General features: G+C 56.9%; 14 protein-coding genes and 1 pseudogene. 12 read left to right on the forward strand and 3 right to left on the reverse strand.

The features are described 5' to 3' along the window. Positions 1-106: 106 nt before the first annotated feature. On the forward strand, positions 107-808 hold the full coding sequence (locus ACOSDR_RS05690) for a GntR family transcriptional regulator (RefSeq protein WP_420723141.1): 702 nt from the start codon (positions 107-109) through the stop codon (positions 806-808). Beyond that, the gene (locus tag ACOSDR_RS05695) at positions 805-1,707 is read left to right on the forward strand and encodes a polysaccharide deacetylase family protein (RefSeq protein ID WP_420723140.1); all 903 of its coding nucleotides are present in this window, start codon (positions 805-807) and stop codon (positions 1,705-1,707) included. The genes ACOSDR_RS05690 and ACOSDR_RS05695 overlap by 4 nt, the downstream gene beginning before the upstream one ends. Here ACOSDR_RS05695 and cbiB read toward each other — a convergent pair. Then, on the reverse strand, positions 1,691-2,734 hold the full coding sequence (gene cbiB / locus ACOSDR_RS05700; protein WP_420723139.1) for an adenosylcobinamide-phosphate synthase CbiB: 1,044 nt from the start codon (positions 2,732-2,734) through the stop codon (positions 1,691-1,693). The two genes, ACOSDR_RS05695 and cbiB, sit on opposite strands and share 17 nt — an antisense overlap. Positions 2,735-2,746: 12 nt before the next feature. Continuing rightward, positions 2,747-4,006 carry an EAL domain-containing protein gene (locus ACOSDR_RS05705; RefSeq protein WP_420723138.1) on the reverse strand — a complete coding sequence of 420 codons (1,260 nt, stop codon included), beginning with the start codon at positions 4,004-4,006 and terminating at the stop codon, positions 2,747-2,749. Positions 4,007-4,238: 232 nt separating this feature from the next. Between ACOSDR_RS05705 and ACOSDR_RS05710 the strand changes: the two genes are divergently transcribed. The 9 genes and pseudogenes from ACOSDR_RS05710 to fdhF all read left to right on the forward strand — a co-directional run bounded on the left by ACOSDR_RS05710 (position 4,239) and on the right by fdhF (position 17,304). Further along, positions 4,239-6,500 (forward strand): NADP-dependent malic enzyme, encoded by a 2,262-nt coding sequence (locus ACOSDR_RS05710; RefSeq protein ID WP_420723137.1) that lies wholly within the window; start codon positions 4,239-4,241, stop codon positions 6,498-6,500. 575 nt (positions 6,501-7,075) lie between these two features. Next, positions 7,076-7,858: pseudogene (locus tag ACOSDR_RS05715) on the forward strand (sensor histidine kinase); the annotation flags it as partial. A gap of 280 nt (positions 7,859-8,138) precedes the next feature. Further along, positions 8,139-9,173: a substrate-binding domain-containing protein gene (locus ACOSDR_RS05720; RefSeq protein ID WP_420723136.1), complete on the forward strand. Its 1,035-nt coding sequence runs from the start codon at positions 8,139-8,141 to the stop codon at positions 9,171-9,173. A 121-nt stretch (positions 9,174-9,294) separates the two neighbouring features. Beyond that, complete coding sequence (gene pstC, locus ACOSDR_RS05725; RefSeq protein WP_420723135.1) at positions 9,295-10,674, forward strand: phosphate ABC transporter permease subunit PstC; 1,380 nt, start codon at positions 9,295-9,297, stop codon at positions 10,672-10,674. A 14-nt stretch (positions 10,675-10,688) separates the two neighbouring features. Then, positions 10,689-11,966: a phosphate ABC transporter permease PstA gene (pstA, locus tag ACOSDR_RS05730; RefSeq protein ID WP_420723134.1), complete on the forward strand. Its 1,278-nt coding sequence runs from the start codon at positions 10,689-10,691 to the stop codon at positions 11,964-11,966. Positions 11,967-12,073: 107 nt separating this feature from the next. Further along, positions 12,074-12,820 (forward strand): phosphate ABC transporter ATP-binding protein PstB, encoded by a 747-nt coding sequence (pstB, locus tag ACOSDR_RS05735; protein ID WP_420723634.1) that lies wholly within the window; start codon positions 12,074-12,076, stop codon positions 12,818-12,820. Positions 12,821-12,892: 72 nt separating this feature from the next. Next, on the forward strand, positions 12,893-13,666 hold the full coding sequence (gene phoU, locus ACOSDR_RS05740) for a phosphate signaling complex protein PhoU (RefSeq protein ID WP_420723133.1): 774 nt from the start codon (positions 12,893-12,895) through the stop codon (positions 13,664-13,666). A gap of 37 nt (positions 13,667-13,703) precedes the next feature. Next, positions 13,704-14,393, forward strand: coding sequence for a phosphate regulon transcriptional regulator PhoB (gene phoB / locus ACOSDR_RS05745; protein ID WP_420723633.1), 690 nt, complete (start codon positions 13,704-13,706; stop codon positions 14,391-14,393). A gap of 127 nt (positions 14,394-14,520) precedes the next feature. After that, positions 14,521-17,304, forward strand: a complete 2,784-nt coding sequence (gene fdhF / locus ACOSDR_RS05750) for a formate dehydrogenase subunit alpha (RefSeq protein WP_420730642.1) — start codon at positions 14,521-14,523, stop codon at positions 17,302-17,304. A 1,315-nt stretch (positions 17,305-18,619) separates the two neighbouring features. Here the strand turns inward: fdhF and ACOSDR_RS05755 are convergent. After that, the gene (locus tag ACOSDR_RS05755) at positions 18,620-19,888 is read right to left on the reverse strand and encodes a glycerate kinase type-2 family protein (protein WP_420725250.1); all 1,269 of its coding nucleotides are present in this window, start codon (positions 19,886-19,888) and stop codon (positions 18,620-18,622) included. A 73-nt stretch (positions 19,889-19,961) separates the two neighbouring features. On the opposite strand from ACOSDR_RS05755, the gene ACOSDR_RS05760 reads away from it, so the two are divergent. Next, positions 19,962-20,876 carry a pseudouridine-5'-phosphate glycosidase gene (locus tag ACOSDR_RS05760; RefSeq protein WP_420730643.1) on the forward strand — a complete coding sequence of 305 codons (915 nt, stop codon included), beginning with the start codon at positions 19,962-19,964 and terminating at the stop codon, positions 20,874-20,876. Position 20,877: the final 1 nt, after the last annotated feature.

Below are 20,877 nucleotides of genomic sequence, written 5' to 3' on the forward strand. Positions count from 1 at the left end.
GCTGTGGCCCCTTAAGGCGAAAAATCCTGTAAATTCTGTTGCGATGCGGGGGCGTCGCTCGCACACTGTGATCACATTCATGGATTACAGCCTGACAGGCGCGCGCATGGCATCAGACGACCCATTTCCCCCGGACACGATCCCAACGGCAACCTTGCAAGAGCGGGTCTATCGCGAATTGCGTGAAGCCATTATGCTGGGTCAGTTTCATCCAGGCGATGCGATGACGATCCGGGGGCTGGCGGAAAAGCTGGGGACCAGCATGATGCCCGCAAGAGAGGCTTTGCGCCGACTGGTGGCGGAACGGGCACTGACCTTGCTGCCCAATCGACGGGTTGCCGTGCCTCGTATGACGCCGGAAACTTTTCGGGAATTGACAGAGGCGCGTGTCGCGCTGGAAGTTCTGGCGGCCCGGCGGGCCTTTCCCGCCACGGATCATGCGCTGGCAGACCGTCTGGCGGCGATCAATACCCAGCAGGATGAGGCGATTGCCGCCGGGGATTGGGCCGGATACCAGGAACGCAATCGCGCTTTTCATTTTGCCCTTTATGCCTGTGCGCCGGCGCAGGTTTTGATGCCCCTGATCGAAAGCCTGTGGCTTCAGATCGGCCCATTTCTGTATCTGACGCGGGAAAGCCTGGGCACGACCTATCTGGACGACCGTCATGAAGAGGCGATCACCGCGATTAAGGACCGGGACGAGAATGGTCTTGCCCTGGCGATTGAACAGGATATCCGGGACGGGATGGGCGGATTGCCCGCCCTGTTGGCAAACCGGGTTCCCCCACCGTCAGGGGGGCCAGAATGACCCAAGCCAAGCGCGATCTGGTCGGCTATGGCCGCACCCCCCCTGAGGCAAAATGGCCTAAGGATGCCCGCATCGCCGTTAATTTCTGCCTGAATTATGAGGAAGGGGCGGAGCGGCATATCGACCATGGCGATGGCCAATCTGAGAGCATTCTGCATGAAGTCGGCGGGGATGCCCGCATCGGGGATCGCGATCTGAATTCGGAAAGCATGTATGAATATGGGTCCAGGGCTGGATTCTGGCGGGTGATGAGATGTCTTGAGGATCGCGGGCTGAATTTCACCATCAATGCGGTGGGCCAAGCCCTGACACTAAACCCGGATGCGGCCCAGGCGATTGCTGACAGTGGGGCTGATATTCATGCCCATGGCTGGCGCTGGATCGATTATGCCGATATGCCGGAAGATCAGGAACGCAGCCATATCCGACAGACTGTTGCGGAAATTGAACGGCTGACAGGGCGCCCCCCGGTGGGGTGGTATACCGGGCGGCCCAGTCTGAACACCCGCCGTCTGGTAGTCGAAGCAGGTGGGTTTTTGTATGATTCCGATTCCTATTCAGATGATTTGCCCTATTGGTGCTATGACTATGGGCGGCCGCATCTGATCCTGCCCTACAGCATTGATACCAATGACAGCCGGTTTTTCCGCACCAGCGGCTTTGTGACCGGGGATGATTTCTTTCAGTATAACCGTGATGCTTTCGATGTGCTGTATGCGGAAGGGGGGCGGATGCTGACCATCGGACTGCATGCCCGGTTGATCGGGCGTCCGGGGCGGATTGGTGGATTAATGCGATTGCTGGATCATATGATGGCGAAAGACGATGTCTGGATCGCACGGCGGGAAGACATCGCCCGGCACTGGATCGCCACACACCCTCCTAAAGCAGGGCGATAATACCGCCGCACAGGATCGCAAACCACAGCAGCAGGTTGGCGACAATATAAAGCGCCCGAGACCTATCGATATCGCGGGGTTCCAGCCGGGCGCGGCCATCCCCGATCCAGACCCCGACGACTTCACCGCCCGGATAGGTGCGCGGGCCCCCCAATGCGATATTCAGCGCCCCGGCGAAAGCGCCTTCGGGCCAGCCGCCATTGGGGGATTTGTGCTTTTTGGCATCGCGCAGCATGGTTTTTACCGCGCTGATGGGATAGCTGGTCGGCGTGAAACAAGCGGCCAGACAGACCAGCGCGCCACTGATCCGGGCGGGCAGCCAATTGGCCAGATCGTCCAGTTTGGCGGCGGTAAAGCCAAAGGATCGGTATTTCGTGGTCTTATAGGCGATCATGCTGTCTAGGGTATTGATCGCCTTATAGGCAAACAGGCCGGGCAGGCCGAATATCAGATAAAAGAAGATCGGCGCGACAACCCCATCGCTGAAATTCTCCGACAGGGATTCAATCGCAGACCGGGCGACGCCATGTCGGTCCAGGCTTTTGGGGTCGCGGCTGACAATATGGGCGATGGCGCGGCGGCCGCCTTCCAGCCCATCAACGCGCAGGCCGGTGCCAACCCGTCGCACATGGTCGTGCAGGCTGCGCGCGGCCAACAGGATGGAAACCACCAGGGCCTCGACTATCCAGCCCCAATGGACACTGCCCAGCAATCGATCCAAGCCAAAGCCGATGGCGGTGCAGCCCCCAACAACCAATAGAACCGTCACCGCCCCGCGGGCCAGCCGGTCCTTTTCCCCCCGGTCGGGGCGGTTCAGGCGACGATCCAGGAAAGCAATCGGTTTGCCGATCAAGACGACGGGATGAGGGATACGGCGATACAGCCAGCGGGGATCTCCGACAATGGCGTCTATCAACAGGGCCAGCGCCAGGATCAGGGCCAGCGGTGGACTTGCGGGCAGGGCACCAAAGAAAGTGTCGGCCCCATCCGAAATGGTGGCCCCAATCGTGGGCAGTATCGTCTCCATGTAACGCGGTCCCTATCGACGGACGGCGCGCGGTGATGGCGGATTTCTGGTGCGTGCGATTTGTTGCAGCACCGCATCCAGATAGCGCCCCTGGAACATGGTTATGCCCATGGACTGCCCGGTTCGGATCATCGCCTCGTTGTCACAGCGTGACAGGATGACCCGGCCTTTGCCGACACGCTCCACCTGTTGTGCGATGGCCGCGCGTATGTCTGGATTGCCACCGGAGTCGAATACGCTGTCTGACGACAGTTTCACCAGATCCACTTCCATATATTGGCGATCAATAAAGCGGATCAGGTCGGGGGTGATGCCATCCAGGCAGATACGGTATCCCTTTTCACGCACGAAATCCCGGGCAAAGACAAAGGCGGAATAGTCCGACAAAATATCCAGCAATTGCAATTCAACCACCAATGTCCCTCGGCTGCCCATGCGCAGGCTGGAATCAAATTCCAGGAATTCCGGGGCCAGAAGCGTGCCGACATTGACGTTGATGGAAAAGGACGAATGCAGCGAACTGTCATCGGCCCGCGCCAGCATCTTCAGAACCCGACGATCCAATGTCTGGGTCAGATGCTGGAAAAGCCACCGGTTTGAAGACAGGTTCACGTCGGGCAGAACAGTTTTTGCCAGATCGAAAATGGAAATGAACAATTCATTGAAAATGGGTTTTGGTGGGGATTCTTTGTGGACGACACTGACCGCTTGGCGCCGAAACACGCTGGACAGGTCTGCGCGTTCCAGAAATTCTTCCAGGCGACCCAACTGCTCCGGCTTTAGCGGGCGACGTGCATCTTCAAAGGTTTCGCCTGTCTGTTCCGCCATCTGCTGCAGGCGTTTCTGGCGGGCGCGTTCTTCTTCGAAGACACGTTCGCACAATTCCATGAATTTGGCATATTGCCCTTCAATATTATACAGCGTGGCAAAGCGGCCATGGCCTTCCCCATCGGAATCAGCCTGGGTCAATGGGTCTTCGCTGAACAGATAGCGCATGCGCATGACGGCATCATCCATCTGTTGCAGGTTTGCGCCCTTCACAACGAAAATCAGGTCACCATTGCCCAACAGGAAGGACTGACCCTCAAAGGTCTGGACAAAGTCATCCAGAGTGTTCATTGCGATGCGAATATGATGCTCGCGCCGGTTCTGGGGCTTCAGCCGCGACAAATGGACATGCACGCCCCGGCGACCGTCGCGATGACGTTCCAGTCGCTGAGCATAATCGAGAAGCAGATATTCCTGGCTGGCCGTATTCGGCTGCTGTGCCATTGGTCGTCTCACCCCTTTTCGTTATCAGTTATTTACAGAAACACTGAATTTTGTATCCAGGTCACAATAAATTAACCGAATAGAACCGCATGGGCGATAGATTATGCACATAATTATGTCAAGAAAAGCAGAGAACGGAAAAACTGTCATATCCTGAACCATATGCTAACTCTAGGATCGACAGAATCAGGAGTGCCGAGATGGCGGTATAGAGGAAGGCTATGAGGACATAATGGCTGACAGTAAAATAACAGAAGAGGAAGCGCTGCAATTTCATGCTCAGGGGCGCCCCGGTAAAATAGAGCTAACACCAACCAAACCACTGACAACACAGCGTGATTTGTCACTGGCCTATTCGCCGGGCGTGGCTGTGCCCTGTTTGCGCATCGAAGCGGATCCAAACCTGGCTTATGATTACACAGCGAAGGGAAATCTGGTTGCCGTGATATCCAATGGCACCGCCGTGTTGGGCCTTGGCAATATCGGCGCGCTGGCCTCCAAGCCGGTGATGGAAGGCAAGGCCGTCCTGTTCAAGCGCTTTGCCGATGTGGATTCTATTGATCTGGAAGTCTCTACCGAGGATGTGGATGAATTCGTCAACTGCGTCCGGTTCTTAGGGGCAACATTTGGCGGCATTAATCTTGAAGACATCAAGGCGCCGGAATGTTTCATCATCGAACAGCGCCTGCGCGAATTGATGGATATTCCCGTCTTTCATGATGACCAGCATGGCACGGCAATCATCGCGGCGGCGGGGCTGATCAACGCCCTGCATCTGACCGGTCGGTCGATTGCGGATATCCGTCTGGTCGTGAACGGTGCCGGTGCGGCGGCGATTGCCTGCACGGAACTGGTTAAGGCGATGGGGGTTGCCCCGAACAATGTCATCCTGTGTGATTCCAAAGGCGTGATTTATCAGGGCCGCGAGGCTGGTATGAATCAGTGGAAATCTGCTCATGCTGCGATTACCGACGCCCGCACGCTGGAAGACGCCCTGGATGGGGCGGATGTATTCTTCGGCCTGTCGGTGAAAGGCGCGGTTACACCCCAGATGGTCGCCCGAATGGCCGAAAAGCCGATTATTTTTGCTATGGCCAACCCGGATCCTGAAATCACTCCGGACGAGGTGAAATCCGTGCGGTCCGATGCAATCATGGCGACCGGTCGATCCGACTATCCCAATCAGGTGAACAATGTTCTGGGCTTTCCCTATATCTTTCGCGGGGCCCTGGATGTGCGGGCGTCAACCATCAATGACGATATGAAAATCGCTGCTGCCCAGGCGATTGCTGAATTGGCCCGGGAAGATGTGCCCGACGAGGTTGCCAATGCTTATGGTGGGCAGGCGCTGCAATATGGGTCGGAATATATCATTCCCGTTCCCTTTGACCCCAGATTGATCGTTGCGGTGCCAATGGCTGTGGCCGAAGCGGCGATGGCCTCTGGTGTCGCCCGACATCCGATCATGGATATGGAAACCTATCGGCGGGACCTGAAGGCGCGGCTGGATCCAACGGCGAATATGCTGCATTTCATTTTCGAACGGGTGAAACAAAATCAGCGCCGGGTCTGTTTCGCCGAAGGGGAAGATCCTCGGGTCATTCGTGCCGCCGCCCTGTTCCGGAGTGCGGGCTATGGTATTCCCGTCCTGATTGGGCGCGAAGATCGTATTCGGGAAACGGCGCGGGAAGTCGGGCTGGATTCCTCTATTGAATTTGAAATCCACAATGCCCGGATCAGCTTAGACAATGAACTCTATACCGACCACTTGTATCAAAAGGTTCAGCGCAAAGGGATGTTGTATCGCGACTGTCAGCGTTTGGTGAATCAGGATCGCAATGTGTTTGCAGCCTGTATGTTGGCAAATGGGGCAGTGGATGCCGTGGTGACCGGCGCAACGCGTGCTTATAATGTCGCCTATGATGGTATCCGCCAGGTCATTGATACGGCACCGGGTGCGATTGCGATGGGATTGACGATCATGATCTCTCGCGGTCGGACGATTTTTATTGCAGATACAGCGGTTAATGAATTACCCGATGGAAAGATCTTGGCCGAGATCGCGAAAGAGGCTGCGGCCTATGCCCGCCGATTGGGGCACGAGCCCCGGGTAGGCATGCTGTATGCCTCTAACTTCGGCAATCCGGAACGCCCTGGCGGTCAGCGCGTCCGGGATGCAGTGGCCATTCTAAACCAGCAGAGTCCGGATTTTGAGTTTGAAGGGGAATTGTCCCCCAATGTCGCCCTGGATTATGACCTTATGAAGCGGCTGTATCCGTTCAGCCGTTTGACCGGCGCGGCCAATGTTCTGGTCATGCCAGGGATCAATTCCGCCCATGTGGCAACCCGCATGCTGCAAAGCCTGGGTGGCGGCACCATGATCGGACCGCTGTTGATCGGGTTACAGCATCCGGTACAAATCGCCCAGATGGGGGCCAGTGTCAGTGATATCGTCTCCCTGGCCGCTCTGGCCGCCCATGATGCGATTGTGTGACGGTGATGTCGGGATCCTGGCTCAGATCAATATTCCTGGCGTCGGCGCCGGCGCTGTTGATTCTGGCGATCCTTCATTATCAGGAATCCCTGTCGACCGGGATCGTGCTGCTGTTGGTTCTGGCCGTTTTGTTTGGTGCATCCATTGCCGTTCGGCGTCGGCTTTCTGCGGAAGAAGTGGTGATGCGGCGGCTGAACCGGCTGACGGCAGAGGCCCAGACTCAGTTGGACGCCCTCAGTTACAAGGCCGCCGTGGCCGATCGCATCATCGCATCGCTGCCGCACCCGATTTTCTTTCTGGATCGGGAACGCAGGGTGGTGCGGGCCAATACGGTTGCGCGTGTCTTGGTGGACAGCGATCTGATTGGGCGCGATATTGCGGATGGCCTGCGGGATCCGACCCTGTTGTCGGCGATTGATCGGGTGATCGATGGACAGGGCTCTCAGACTGTCGAATTGGTATTGCCGGTTCCGGTGGAGACGGAATTTATCGTACGGGTGGAACCTGTGGACCCTCCACCCGGCACACCGCCCGGTCGGGATGCCCCGGTCGTTCTGATCGATATGCAGGATATCACCGCCCTGCGCCGGTCAGAGCGGATGCGCGTCGATTTCGTCGCCAATGTCAGTCATGAACTCAGAACGCCGCTGACCAGCCTGACCGGGTTTATCGAAACATTGCGTGGCCCCGCCCGCGACGATGCCGTGGCACGGGATCACTTTCTGGCCATCATGCAGGAACAGTCAGAGCGGATGTTCCGGTTGATTTCAGATCTTCTGAGCCTGTCGCGAATTGAACTGGAAGAACACAGCCGCCCGCAGGAGCAGGTCAATATTCCCGATCTGTTGAGGCGGCTGATCGAGCTATTGTCACAAAAGGCGGAAAAGGTTTCTGTAAAGATCATCACCGACTGGCCGGATGACCTGCCCCCGGTGCGTGGCGATTCCGATCAGTTGTTTCAGGTTTTCCAGAACCTGCTGGATAACGCCCTTAAATATGGCGCGAAGGGCGATGCGGTCACGATTACGGCAAAGCTGAATGAACGGCGGCGCCTGGTTGTGGAAATCACGGACCAGGGCGCCGGGATCCCGCCAGAACACCTGCCGCGCCTGACCGAACGGTTTTACCGCGTGGATGCCGCGCGATCACGAGAGCTTGGCGGCACCGGCCTGGGCCTTGCTATCGTAAAACATATTTTGAACCGTCATCGGGGCCGATTGACTGTGACAAGTAAAGTTGGAAAGGGCAGCACGTTTGGCGTGATCTTGCCGGTTGCTGCAACAACGCAAGGCGCTACGACGCGCCCCAAGAATGCCTTTATCTCAGATAGTAAGGCCGGGACTCCTGATACGATTTGACACATAATCATCTATACAAATTTTCGTTTGAGTCACAAAACTGTCTCGTCACCATCACAAAACGGAAAGCAGAAACCCCTAGAAGTCTCCTCAACGTCTTCTAGGGCGCGCTATGTTCGTACTGTGCGATCATGGAGCGCCTGATTGAAGGTGGAAATTTTTGGGTTGGGGTCTGATCCCCGTTGGGGGAATTCCTTCCGGGCCGGCCATCCACAAAAGACATGCATCTGAAGACGGACTTATCCACTAAAACTTCGACTTTCCAAAATGGAGCGAAATAATGAGCAGACTTTCACTGACGCTTGCGGCTGTAGCCGTAGGGTCCATGGCCTTCGCCGGTGCCGCCCAGGCACGCGACCAGATCCGCATCGTCGGGTCGTCCACGGTTTTCCCATACACCCAGGCTGTTTCTGAAGAATATTCTTCAAAGACCGGTAACACCGCTCCTGTCGTAGAATCGACCGGAACCGGCGGCGGCATGAAGATTTTCTGTGGCGGCGTTGGCGTTGACCATCCGGATATCACCGGTGCATCCCGTGCGATGAAAGAGTCTGAATACAAGCTGTGCGTCGAGAATGGCGTCACCAACATCACTGAAGCTCTGATCGGTTATGACGGTCTGTCCATTGCGACGTCTCGCAGCGGTGCCGACCTGTCCTTCAGCCAGAAAGAAATCTTCCTGGCGTTGGCCGCAGAAGTACCAGTTGACGGCAAATGGGTCGCCAATCCTTACAAAATGTGGAACGAAATCAACCCGGACTTCCCGGCTGTTGAAATCCAGGTTCTGGGCCCGCCACCGACCTCTGGCACCCGCGACGCCTTCGTTGAACTGGCAATGGAAGTTGGCTGTGAAGCTCTGCCGGAACATGACGCCCTGTCCAAGGATGATGCCAAGCAGAAATGCGCCCGCATGCGTCAGGATGGCCCGTTCATCGAAGCTGGTGAAAACGACAACCTGATCGTTCAGCGTCTGGAAGCCGATCCGAACGCATTGGGCATTTTCGGTTACTCGTTCCTGTATGAAAACCTGGATAAGCTGAAAGGCGTTCAGATTAACAATGTAAGCCCTGGTTTTGACACCATCGGTGATGGCAGCTACCCGCTGTCACGTCCGTTGTTCTTCTATGTCAAGAACGATCACCGTGGTGTAATCCCCGGCCTGAATGAATTCCTTGCAGAGTATGTCAGTGACTCCGCTATGGGCCCAGGTGGTTACCTGCACGAGCGTGGCCTGGTTGCCCTGTCTGATGATGAGCGCGCGAAGCTCGTCAAGACTGTTAAAGAAGGCGGGATGATGACCCGTTACGGTTCCTAAGACCGTCTGAAGGACTCCGCCGTGTCGCATACTTTGTGGCACGGCGGATCTTTGCTGGATTAAACCTAATTTCTTTGTGACCTTTCCGGCCAACCTGGCCGGGCTTTAAGAGGATTTCTCCATGTTTGGGACGTCTGCACTTGCTATCCTGGTATTAGCAATTCTTGGCTATGTCCTTGCCAGAAGCTTCGCGACGCGAAAGGCTTCTGTCGAAGGGGTCAGGCTGAACTCACTTCCATCCTATTATGGTGTTTACGTCGCTCTTTGGACCGGCGTCCCGGCCTTTCTGCTGATCCTGGTCTGGGTCGCGGTTCAGGACACTGTGCTGGATAGTCTGGTTATGTCCAGTTTCCCGGCGGCAATGCTGAATGATTTGACGGAAGGGGCGCGCCAATTGCTGATAAGCGAAGTTCGCTCTATCGCATCCGGGCGCGTTTTTGGCACGCCTGCGCCCGAAACACTGGCCGCCGCAGATCGTTTGATTGCCTGGCAGTCAATGGCGAATTGGTCAATGGTAGTGGTCGGCTGTGCGCTGGCCGCCCTGGGCCTGGGCTATACGCGGTCTCAGTTGTCGGCAGATTTCCGGGCGCGCACACGGGTCGAAAGCTTTATGTCCGTGACAATGATCGCCTGTTCGGTCTTTGCCATTCTGGTGACGCTCGGCATCGTTTTCTCCCTGTTGTTTGAAAGCTTTCGCTTCTTTCAGCTGGTTCCATGGTATGACTTTTTCTTCGGGTTAAGCTGGGAACCGCAGATCGCCATGCGAGAAGACCAGGTTGCCGGTGCCGGTGCATTTGGTGCAGTGCCCGTTTTTGTCGGAACGATCCTGATTTCTGCCCTGGCAATGGTCGTGGCTGTACCGGTCGGTCTTTTAAGTGCGATCTATATGGCGGAATATGCCTCTCCGAAATTTCGGGATGTGGTTAAGCCGATCCTGGAAATTCTGGCGGGTATTCCGACGGTTGTTTATGGCTTCTTTGCGGTGCTGACGGTCGCCCCGGCAATGCGTCAGTTCGGGGCCATGTTGGGCATGGATATCGCACCCAACAGCGCCTTGGCTGCCGGTGCGGTCATGGGTGTCATGATTATCCCGTTCGTATCCTCCTTGTCTGATGATGCCTTGCGTGCGGTGCCTCAAAGCATGCGCGAGGGCTCCTATGGACTGGGCGCCACAAAGGCGGAAACAATTACCGCCGTATTGATCCCGGCCGCGTTGCCTGGGATTGTCGGGGGTATTTTGCTGGCGGTCAGTCGCGCCATTGGTGAAACGATGATCGTTGTGATGGCGGCAGGCCTGATTGCGTCGCTGACCGTCAATCCTTTCGAGGCAGTGACGACCGTAACGGTGCAGATTGTCACTCTGTTGATCGGCGATACCGAATTTGACAGCCCGAAGACACTAGCAGCCTTTGCGCTGGGCCTTGTGCTGTTCGTCGCGACCCTGTGCCTGAATGTGGTGGCGCTGCGGATCGTTCAAAAATACCGTGAAAAATACGATTGATCAGGAGCGACATTATGTCCGTGACGACCGTCCAACCATTGCCTGAGGATCAGGCAAAGAAGAATATCCAGCGGCGCAAGTCGAAGAATATCCGGCTTCAAATTTATGGCCTGTCAGCCATTGGAACCGCTGTTCTTTTGCTGGGAATCTTATTCAGTTCACTGCTTTACACGGGGGCTTCGGCTTTTACTCAGACGCATCTGACATTTGATGTGAAAATTGATCCTAATCTTGTTAAGGAAGATGACATCTTCGGCAGTAATTTCCGGGGTATCGTTCGCTCGGGTCTTTACAGCCTGTTTCCAGAAGTAACGAATCCCCGGGATCAGCGTCAATTGGGGGATATTCCTTCAAACGGGGCGCAATTCACGTTGCGAGACAGGGTTGTCGAAGATCCCAGCTTGATCGGTCAGACTGTTTCAATCACGGTCCCGGTGTCAGATGCCTTTGACCAATTCTATAAGGGTGTTATCCCCCGTGATGTGCCAGAAGATCAGCGCAAGGTCTCCAACAAGCAAATCGTGTGGTGGGATCAACTGGTAGATAACGGGCAAGTCTCCAAGCCATTCAACTGGACCCTGCTGTTTTCTGCCGACAGCCGCTTTCCCGAATTGGCTGGGTTGTCCGGTGCGATTGTAGGGTCCTTCTATGCCCTGCTGGTTTGTTTCCTGATCAGTTTCCCGGTTGGGATTGCAGCAGCGGTCTATCTGGAGGAGTTTGCCCCGAAAAACCGCTGGACTGATCTGATTGAAGTGAACATCAACAATCTTGCTGCCGTACCATCTGTCGTATTCGGTTTGTTGGGTCTTGCGGTATTCCTTCAGTTCTTTGGTCTGCCGCGCTCTGCGCCTCTGGTCGGTGGGATGGTTTTGTCGCTAATGACACTGCCTACGATCATTATTACCACGCGGGCGGCGCTGAAGGCGGTGCCTCCCTCGATCCGTGAAGGCGGTTTTGGGATTGGCGCCTCGCACCAGCAAGTGGTCATGCATCATGTTTTGCCTTTAGCCATGCCAGGTATCCTGACCGGGACGATTATCGGTCTGGCCCAGGCCTTGGGCGAAACCGCGCCATTGCTGCTGATTGGCATGAACGCCTTCATTACCTCTGCGCCGGGTGGAATAATGGACTCGGCAACAGCGCTTCCAACACAGATATTTATCTGGGCAGACAGCCCTGAGCGGGGGTTTGTTGCCCGCACATCGGCAGCCATTCTGGTTCTGATCGGGTTTCTGGTCGTTATGAACCTAATCGCCGTCGTTCTTCGTCAACGCTTCCAACGTAAGTGGTAGGATCCATGTCTTCAGAATCAATTGAACCAACAGCCTTCGACCATGCCAAGGATTCAAGCAAGGTGACCGTCTCGGCATCCCCCAGCACAGGCACGGGCAATGCGAAAATGAAGGGCCGCAAGGTCACCGTTTTCTATGGTGAAAAGCAGGCGCTGTTTGATGTTGATATCGACATCATGGAAAACGAAGTAACTGCCCTGATCGGCCCGTCCGGTTGCGGTAAGTCGACTTTCCTGCGCTGCCTGAACCGGATGAACGATGTCGTCGATATTTGTCGCGTCCATGGTGAGATCATCATGGATGGCAAGGATATCTATGATCGGGATGTTGATGTCGTGCATCTTCGCGCCCGCGTCGGCATGGTGTTCCAGAAGCCCAATCCTTTCCCCAAGTCGATCTATGAGAACGTGGCTTATGGGCCGCGCATTCATGGCCTGACTCGCAACAAGTCGGAACTGGACGAGATTGTTGAAACCTCGTTGCAGAAGGCAGGTCTTTGGAGTGAGGCAAAGGATCGCCTGAACCAGCCGGGCACCGGACTTTCTGGTGGTCAGCAGCAGCGTCTGTGTATTGCCCGTGCAATCGCCGTCGCCCCGGAAGTCATTCTGATGGATGAACCCTGTTCGGCGCTGGATCCGATTGCGACTGCAAAGATCGAGGATCTGATTCACGAATTGCGCGAAAACTACACCATCGCCATTGTGACCCATTCCATGCAGCAGGCGGCACGCGTGTCACAAAAGACAGCGTTCTTCCATTTGGGGAATCTTGTGGAATATGGTGAAACAGAACAGATTTTCACCAATCCCAAGGAAGAGCGGACGCAAGGTTATATCACCGGACGGTTTGGCTGATTTTTTCCGAATCCTGATATACTGGGTCTCCTGCGGGGCTCGCCCGGCACCTGATAGAAAGAGTGATGTATCATGTCGAATGTCTCCGAAGGTCATATTCATGCAGAATATGACAATGAATTTAAAAAACTGACCAAGCTGTTGGCCCGGATGGGTGGACTTGCGGAAAGTCAGTTGGCCAACGCCCTGATCGCGATTGAAAAACGCGACAATAAGCTGGCGATGGCCGTGAAGGACGGGGATAAGGAAATTGACGCGCTGGAGCACGAGATCGAAAGTCTGGTCGTGCGGATGTTGGCCCTGCGCCAGCCGATGGCCAATGATCTGCGCTATGTCGTATCCACCCTGCGCACGTCTTCGGATATTGAACGGATCGGCGATTACGCAAAGAACATCGCCAAACGTGCCATGGCGCTGAACCAGCTTCCGGCAGAGCCTTTGTTGCGGGGCGTGCTGCGCATCGGTCGCCCGGTTCAAGCCATGCTGAAAGACGTGATGGACGCCCATCTGCAAGGCGACACGGCCAAAGCCATTGAAGTGTGGGAGGCCGATGAAGAGGTTGATGCCCTATACACCAGCCTGTTTCGTGAATTGCTGACCTATATGATGGAAGACCCCCGGCATATCACGCCCTGCACCCACTTGCTGTTTATCGCAAAGAATCTGGAGCGAATTGGCGATCACGCGACCAATATCGCTGAAATCATCCATTTCCAGGTGGAAGGTGTGTCCCTGGGCGATCGCCGCCCGAAGGCGGATGCCTCTAACTATGAAGTCATGCAGCCAGAGGATGACTCAGATGACGACGATGAAGACGATAACGACGGGCCTACGGGCAATGTCTGATGTGCGCGATCAAGTCTCGGTGAAATCAATGGGGGGCATGAAGCCCAAAGTATTGATTGTCGAAGACGAAACCGCAGTGGTGACGCTGCTGCGCTATAATTTGGAATATCAGGGTTTTGAAGTCGATGCCGTTTCCGATGGCGAAGAGGCCCTGGTCGCGATTGAGGAAAATCCACCCGATATCGTGCTGTTGGACTGGATGCTGCCGCAATTGTCCGGCATTGAAGTATGCCGCCAGCTACGTCGCCGTCCGGCCACCAAAACCCTGCCGATCATTTTGTTGACGGCGCGGGGCGAGGAAGCCGATACCGTGCGCGGCCTGGATTCTGGTGCGGATGATTATGTCACCAAGCCGTTCTCCCCCGCGGAATTGACGGCCCGGGTGCATGCCTTGCTGCGCCGTTCTCGCCCGGCCTTGTCGGATGAGGCATTGAACGCTGCGGATGTTCAGATGGATCTGGCAGCCCACCGCGTTCATCGCAATGGCCGCGAAATCAAGCTGGGCCCGACGGAGTACCGCCTGCTGCGTCATTTCATGGAACATCCAGGCCGGGTCTTCAGCCGTGAACAACTGCTGGACGCGGTTTGGGGTCGTGATGTCTATGTCGAATTGCGCACTGTGGATGTGCATATCCGTCGCCTGCGCAAGGCCCTGAATGAAGGTGGGGAGACCGATGTGATCCGCACCGTGCGGTCCGCCGGCTATGCTTTGGAACTGCAAAGCTGACAACTTGACGCTCTTTTCTCGCTGAACGGCGCAAATTGGCTATAATTCCAGGGCGGTATAAGGCATTGTGCCTCCCGACCCTGGAACCAGCCTGTCCTCTGTGATACAGAGGGTAAAAGGATTTGCGATGCCCGACACAGCCTTGAAAACCATCACCTTTTCTCTTGATGGACGCGATGTGACCGCGTTTCCTGGCGAAAGCATTTGGCAGGTCGCCAAACGTGAAGGCACAACAATTCCGCATCTGTGCTGGCAGCCGGAACCTGGCTATCGTGCTGATGGCAATTGTCGTGCTTGTATGGTGGAGATTGAGGGCGAACGGACCCTGGCGGCCTCCTGTATCCGCACGCCCAGTGAAGGCATGGTCGTTAAATCCGCCTCTGATCGCGCCAAGGCGTCCCGGGATATGGTGTTTGAACTGTTATTGGCTGACCAGCCCGCGCGGGAAGTCGCCCATGAAACAGACAGCAAGTTCTGGACATGGATCGACAAAATGGATGTCGAAACATCCCGTTTTCCTCAGCGCGCGACGCCTGAAACGGATGCCAGTCATGCGGCAATGCGGGTCAATCTTGATGCCTGTATCCATTGCAATCTGTGTGTTCGCGCCTGTCGGGAAGTTCAGATCAATGATGTGATCGGCATGGCCTATCGCGGGCACGGGGCCAAGATCGTGTTTGATTTTGATGATCCGATGGGCCAATCGACCTGTGTCGCCTGTGGTGAATGTGTTCAGGCCTGCCCGACCGGGGCGTTGATGCCCGCCACTAAGGTCGATGAAAGTCAGGTCTATGTCGGTGCAGCGGACTCGATTGTAGACTCTGTCTGCCCCTTCTGTGGCGTCGGCTGTCAGACGGAAATCCATGTTAAAGACAATAAAATCGTTGAAGTACGCGGCAAGAATGGGCCAGCCAATGAACAGCGCCTGTGCGTCAAGGGGCGGTTTGGGATGGATTATTCCAGCCATGCCGGACGCCTGACCAAGCCCTTGATCCGCAGAAAGGATGCGGAAAAGCGTTGGGATATCGAAGTCGATCCAATGAATCCGCTGACGCATTTCCGGGAAGCCACCTGGGAAGAAGCCATCGAAGTCGCGGTTTCGGGCCTACGTAAGATCCGCGATGACAAGGGCGGTGACGCCCTGGCCGGATTTGGCTCTGCAAAAGGATCGAATGAAGAAGCCTATCTGTTCCAGAAGTTGGTGCGGACCGGGTTTGAAACCAACAATGTCGATCACTGCACCCGTCTGTGTCATGCATCCTCTGTCGCGGCCCTGATGGAAGGGGTGAATTCCGGCGCTGTGACGGCACCCTTTACCGCCGCGAAAGATGCCGATTGCATGATCGTGATTGGCGCACGTCCTGCCCAGAATCACCCCGTTGCGGCGACATTTTTGAAGCAAGCGGTAAAGCGCGGTGCCAAAATGATTGTACTGGACCCACGGGGTCAGGATTTGGCGCGCCACGCCTGGAAGCATCTGCAATTCACGCCAGGCCGCGATGTGCCGCTGTTGAATGCGATGATCCATACCATCATCTACGAAAATCTGGTGGACGAGCAGTTCATTCAGGCGCGGGTGGAAAACTATCAGGCCGTGAAAGAGAATGTGCGGCCGTTCTCGCCAGAAGAAATGGCGCCGATTTGTGGCATTGATGCTGAAACCATTCGGGAGGTTGCGCGCGTCTATGCGCGGTCGGAAAAATCGATCATTTTCTGGGGGATGGGTGTTTCCCAGCATGTGCACGGTACCGACAATGCCCGCTGCCTGATCACCCTGGCTGCCATTACCGGCCAGATCGGTCGGCCCGGTACCGGGCTGCACCCGCTGCGCGGTCAGAATAATGTTCAAGGCGCGTCCGATGCCGGCCTGATTCCCATGGTATTCCCCGACTATAAATCTGTCGAAAACCCCGAAATTCGGGAAATGTACGAAAAATTCTGGGGCCAGAGCCTGGACCCCAATCGCGGCCTGACCGTGGTTGAAATCGTCGACGCGATTCTGGCTGGCAGCATTAACGGCATGTATATCATGGGCGAAAATCCGGCCATGTCGGACCCTGATACCCGTCATGCCCGTCAGGCCCTGGCGGAATTGGACCATCTGGTCGTGCAGGACATCTTCCTGACCGAAACCTGTTATCATGCGGATGTGATTTTCCCCGCCTCTGCCCTGGCTGAAAAATGGGGTACCTTCACCAATACCAATCGACAAGTTCAAATCGGCCGGCCCGCGCTGACTCCGCCGGGGGACGCGCGTCAGGACTGGGAATTGATTCAGGCCATTGCCCAGGGATTGGGGCTGAACTGGAACTACAGCCATCCGAAAGAGGTCTTTGCGGAAATGGGACGGATTATGCAGTCCTTTAACGGCATTACCTGGGACCGGTTGGAAAATGAAGGGGCGGTCACCTATCCCTGTGACGATGAAACGACACCCGGACACGAGATTATTTTCGCAGAATCCTTCCCCACAGCGAATGGTCGCGTGAAATTGACCCCAACCGATCTGGTGCCACCATCAGAATTGCCGGATGCGGACTATCCGATGGTGCTGACCACCGGACGCTTGCTGGAACATTGGCATACGGGTGCGATGACAAGACGCGCCACGGTGCTGGATATTCTTGAGCCGGAAGCCGTCGCCCATCTGCATCCCAGATGGCTGGCGAAGCATGGCGTGAAACCTGGTGATATGGTCGCCGTTCACACCAGACGCGGCGCGGTCAAGGTAAAGGCGCGGGCGGACCGGGATGTTACAGAAGACATGGTCTTCATGCCGTTCTGTTTTGCCGAAGGGCCGGCCAATATGCTGACAAACCCGCAATTGGATCCGTTTGGTAAGATTCCAGAATTCAAATTCTGCGCCGCCCGTGTCGCCCCCCTGGTTCAAGTGTCAGAGGCAGCAGAATAGGGACCACAGGCACCAATTGCGCCTGCCGCCCTGGACCCCGGATCAAGTCCGGGGTGACGAAATTCTCACAAATACGCACCCTCACCCTGAGGAGCCGAGTGTCTCGAAGGGTGATCTGCCTGGAAGCACCGGACTTACAGCCCCTCCTTCGAGACGGCGCTAACGCGCCTCCTCAGGATGAGAATGGGGCGGTTTGGAATCGTGTGAGCCAGCCCCTCTGCGCCCTTTGCGCCTTCTCTGCGTTCTTTGCGATTACTCTTCAAAGGAGGAGACGCGGAGGGCGCAAAGACAATCCCTGTCTCGTCTTACCCGCGCAGGCGGGTATCCAGGGCCACAGGCACCAAATTCACCTGCCGCCCTGGACCCCGGATCAAGTCCGGGGTGACGAAATTCCCGCAAATACGCACCCTCACCCTGAGGAGCGGAGCGTCTCGAAGGGGGAGCCTTCTGTAAGCACAGACCTTACAGCCCCTCCTTCGAGACGGCGCTATCGCGCCTCCTCAGGATGAGAGTGGGGCGGTTTGGAGTTTTATGTGTCAGGCCGCTCCGCGCCCTTTGCGCCTTCTCTGCGCTCTTTGCGATTAATCTTCAAAGGAGGGAACGCTGAGGACGCGAAGACAATCTCTGTCTCGTCTTACCCGCGAAGGCCGGTATCCAGGGCAGCCCGTTCCTATTTTGCCTGCCGCCCTGGACCCCGGATCAGGTCCGGGGTGACGAAATTCCCGCAAATACGCACCCTCACCCTGAGGAGCGGAGCGTCTCGAAGGGGGAAGCACAGTGCTTACAGCCCCTCCTTCGAGACGGCGCTACGCGCCTCCTCAGGATGAGAATGGGGCGGTGGAATTGTGTGTGCCAGGCCGCTCCGCGTCCTTTGCGCCTTCTCTGCGTTCTTTGCGATTACTCTTCAAAGGTGGGAACGCGGAGGGCGCAAAGACAATCTCTGTACGTCTTACCCGCGAAGGCGGGTATCCAGGGCCACAGGCACCAAATTCACCTGCCGCCCTGGACCCCGGATCACGTCCGGGGTGACGAAATTCTCACAAATACGCACCCTCACCCTGAGGAGCGGAGCGTCTCGAAGGGTGATCTGCCTGCAAGCACAGTGCTTACAGCCCCTCCTTCGAGACGGCGCTACGCGCCTCCTCAGGATGAGAATGGGGCGGTGGAATTGTGTGTGCCAGCCCCTCTGCGCCCTTTGCGTTTTCTCTCCGCCCTTTGCGGTAAACCTTAAAAAATGCGGCAGGGCTCACACCCTCGGCTCTTCCGCGCAGGCGGGGGGATCGCGTCCGGGGTGACGTTTCGATAAAGCAGGCCTTCAGACGATCAGGATTGCCCTGAAGTCGTTGACATTGGTCAGCGTCGGGCCGGGTTTGATCTGATCGCCCAGAGCCTCAAAGAAGTTATGGGCGTCGTTGTTTTCAAGGGCCGCGCGGGCATTCAACCCGGCGGCATCGGCGCGGGTCAAAGTATCTGGATCGATCATCGCGCCTGCTACCTCTGCGGCCCCATCCACGCCGTCGGTGTCACAGGCCAGGCCATAGACGCCTTCCATGCCCTTCAAGGCCAGTGCCAGTGCCAGGGTGAATTCCGCATTCGGGCCACCAATGCCATCACCCTTGATCGTCACCGTGGTTTCGCCCCCCGACAGCAATACCGCCGGGGCAGCAACCGGCAGGCTATGGTCGCGGATCGATCGCGCGATGCCGGCCATCACCGTCGCAACGTCCCGGCTTTCGCCTTCCAGGGCATCCCCCAGGATCAGGGGCATTATTCCCGCCTGTCGCGCGATGTCCGCCGCGGCCTGTAAAGAGGCAAGGGGCCGCGCGGCCATGACTGTGGTGGTGTTTTGGAAGATGGGGTCTTCTGAATCCGGTGTTTCCGCCTCCGGCTGGTTCAGGCGAATACGCACTGCGTCGGGCACATCAATTTTGCGCCGCTCCAGAATTTCCAGGGCCTGCGCCAGGGTTGTGTTATCCGGCACGGTTGGGCCAGACGCGATGACAGCGGGGTCGTCGCCCGGAACATCGGAGATCAGGATCGTATGGACCCTGGCCGGATAGGCAGCTGCCGCCAGCCGGCCGCCCTTGATGGCCGACAGGTGTTTGCGCACGCAATTCATCTCCCCGATCGCGGCGCCAGACCGTAATAGGGCTTTGTTCACGGCCTGCTTGTCCGCCAGGGTCAAGCCATCACCGGGCAGGCTCAGCAAAGCAGAGCCGCCGCCGGAAATCGCACAGATCAGCAGGTCTTCAGGTCCCAGTTCCTGGGCCAGGTCCAATATGCGTTGTGCAGCAGCTTCGCCCGCAGCGTCTGGAACAGGATGAGAGGCTTCGATAATTTCAACATGGTCGCAGGGCACCGCGTGGCCATAGCGGGTGACCACCAGGCCTTCCAGCGGATGGGGCCAGGCCTTTTCAATGGCTTGTGCCATCAGGGCCGATGCTTTTCCCGCCCCGATCAGGACCGTTCGACGTCCAGGTGTCTGGGGCAGCATGGGCGGCACACAGCGCAACGGGTCGGCGGCTGCCAGGGCGGCATCGAACAGAGAGGATAAAAAGGCGCGTGGATCATTGAGTGACATCATATCTTCTCAATATCGTGCTTTTTATCATCCGTCGAGCGCTTGCGGGATTGTCCCGGCCCTGCCAGCATAGGGCATGAGAAACGCCCTGACCCTGTCGCCTGAAATTCGTGCAGCCCTGGCCGATGGTATGCCCGTCGTCGCGCTGGAATCGACCGTAATCGCCCATGGCCTGCCCCATCCGGACAACCTGGAAACCAGCCAGGCGATGGAACAGGCCGTGCGGGATGCTGGCGCAGTCCCCGCCACGATAGCCGTTGTGGATGGTCGCATCCGGGTTGGTCTGTCGGCAGAAGACCGTGCGCATCTGGCCGACCCCGATGCTGATATTGCCAAATTGAGTCGCCGGGACATCGCGGCCTGTGTTGTTGTCGGCGGAACGGGGGCGACGACGGTCTCTGCCACAATGATTTGTGCACAGGCAGCAGGGATTGAGGTTTTCGCCACGGGCGGCATTGGCGGGGTGCATCGGGGCGCGGTGGAGACGATGGATATCTCAGCCGACTTATTGGAATTATCGCGCACGCCGGTACTGACCATAGCCTCCGGCGCAAAAAGCATTCTGGATCTGCCCAAGACGCTGGAATATCTGGAGACACAGGGCGTGCCGGTTCTGGGGTATCAGACAGATACCTTACCGGCGTTCCACAGCCGTGATAGTGACCTGCCGCTGGATCATCGCGTTGATACGCCAGAACAGGCCGCGCGCATTGCCCGGCTGCACTGGTCACTTGGTCTGGGCGGTCTGCTGGTTTGCAATCCGGTACCCGAAGATGCCGCCCTGGCCTTGGGGGAGGTGGAAACCTGGATCGACGCTGCCCTGGCAGAGGCCGGTCAGGCCGGAATTGCGGGCAAGACCGTAACCCCGTTCCTGTTATCGCGGATTGCGAAATCATCCGGCGGGCGCAGCCTGACCGCCAACCGGGCGCTGTTGATCGACAATGCCAGGGTCGGCGCCGAAATAGCCATCGCCTTGTCTCAGCGGGAATGAA

This window comes from Hwanghaeella sp. 1Z406 (assembly GCF_048892425.1).
GTDB lineage: Bacteria > Pseudomonadota > Alphaproteobacteria > UBA8366 > Aestuariispiraceae > Pacificispira.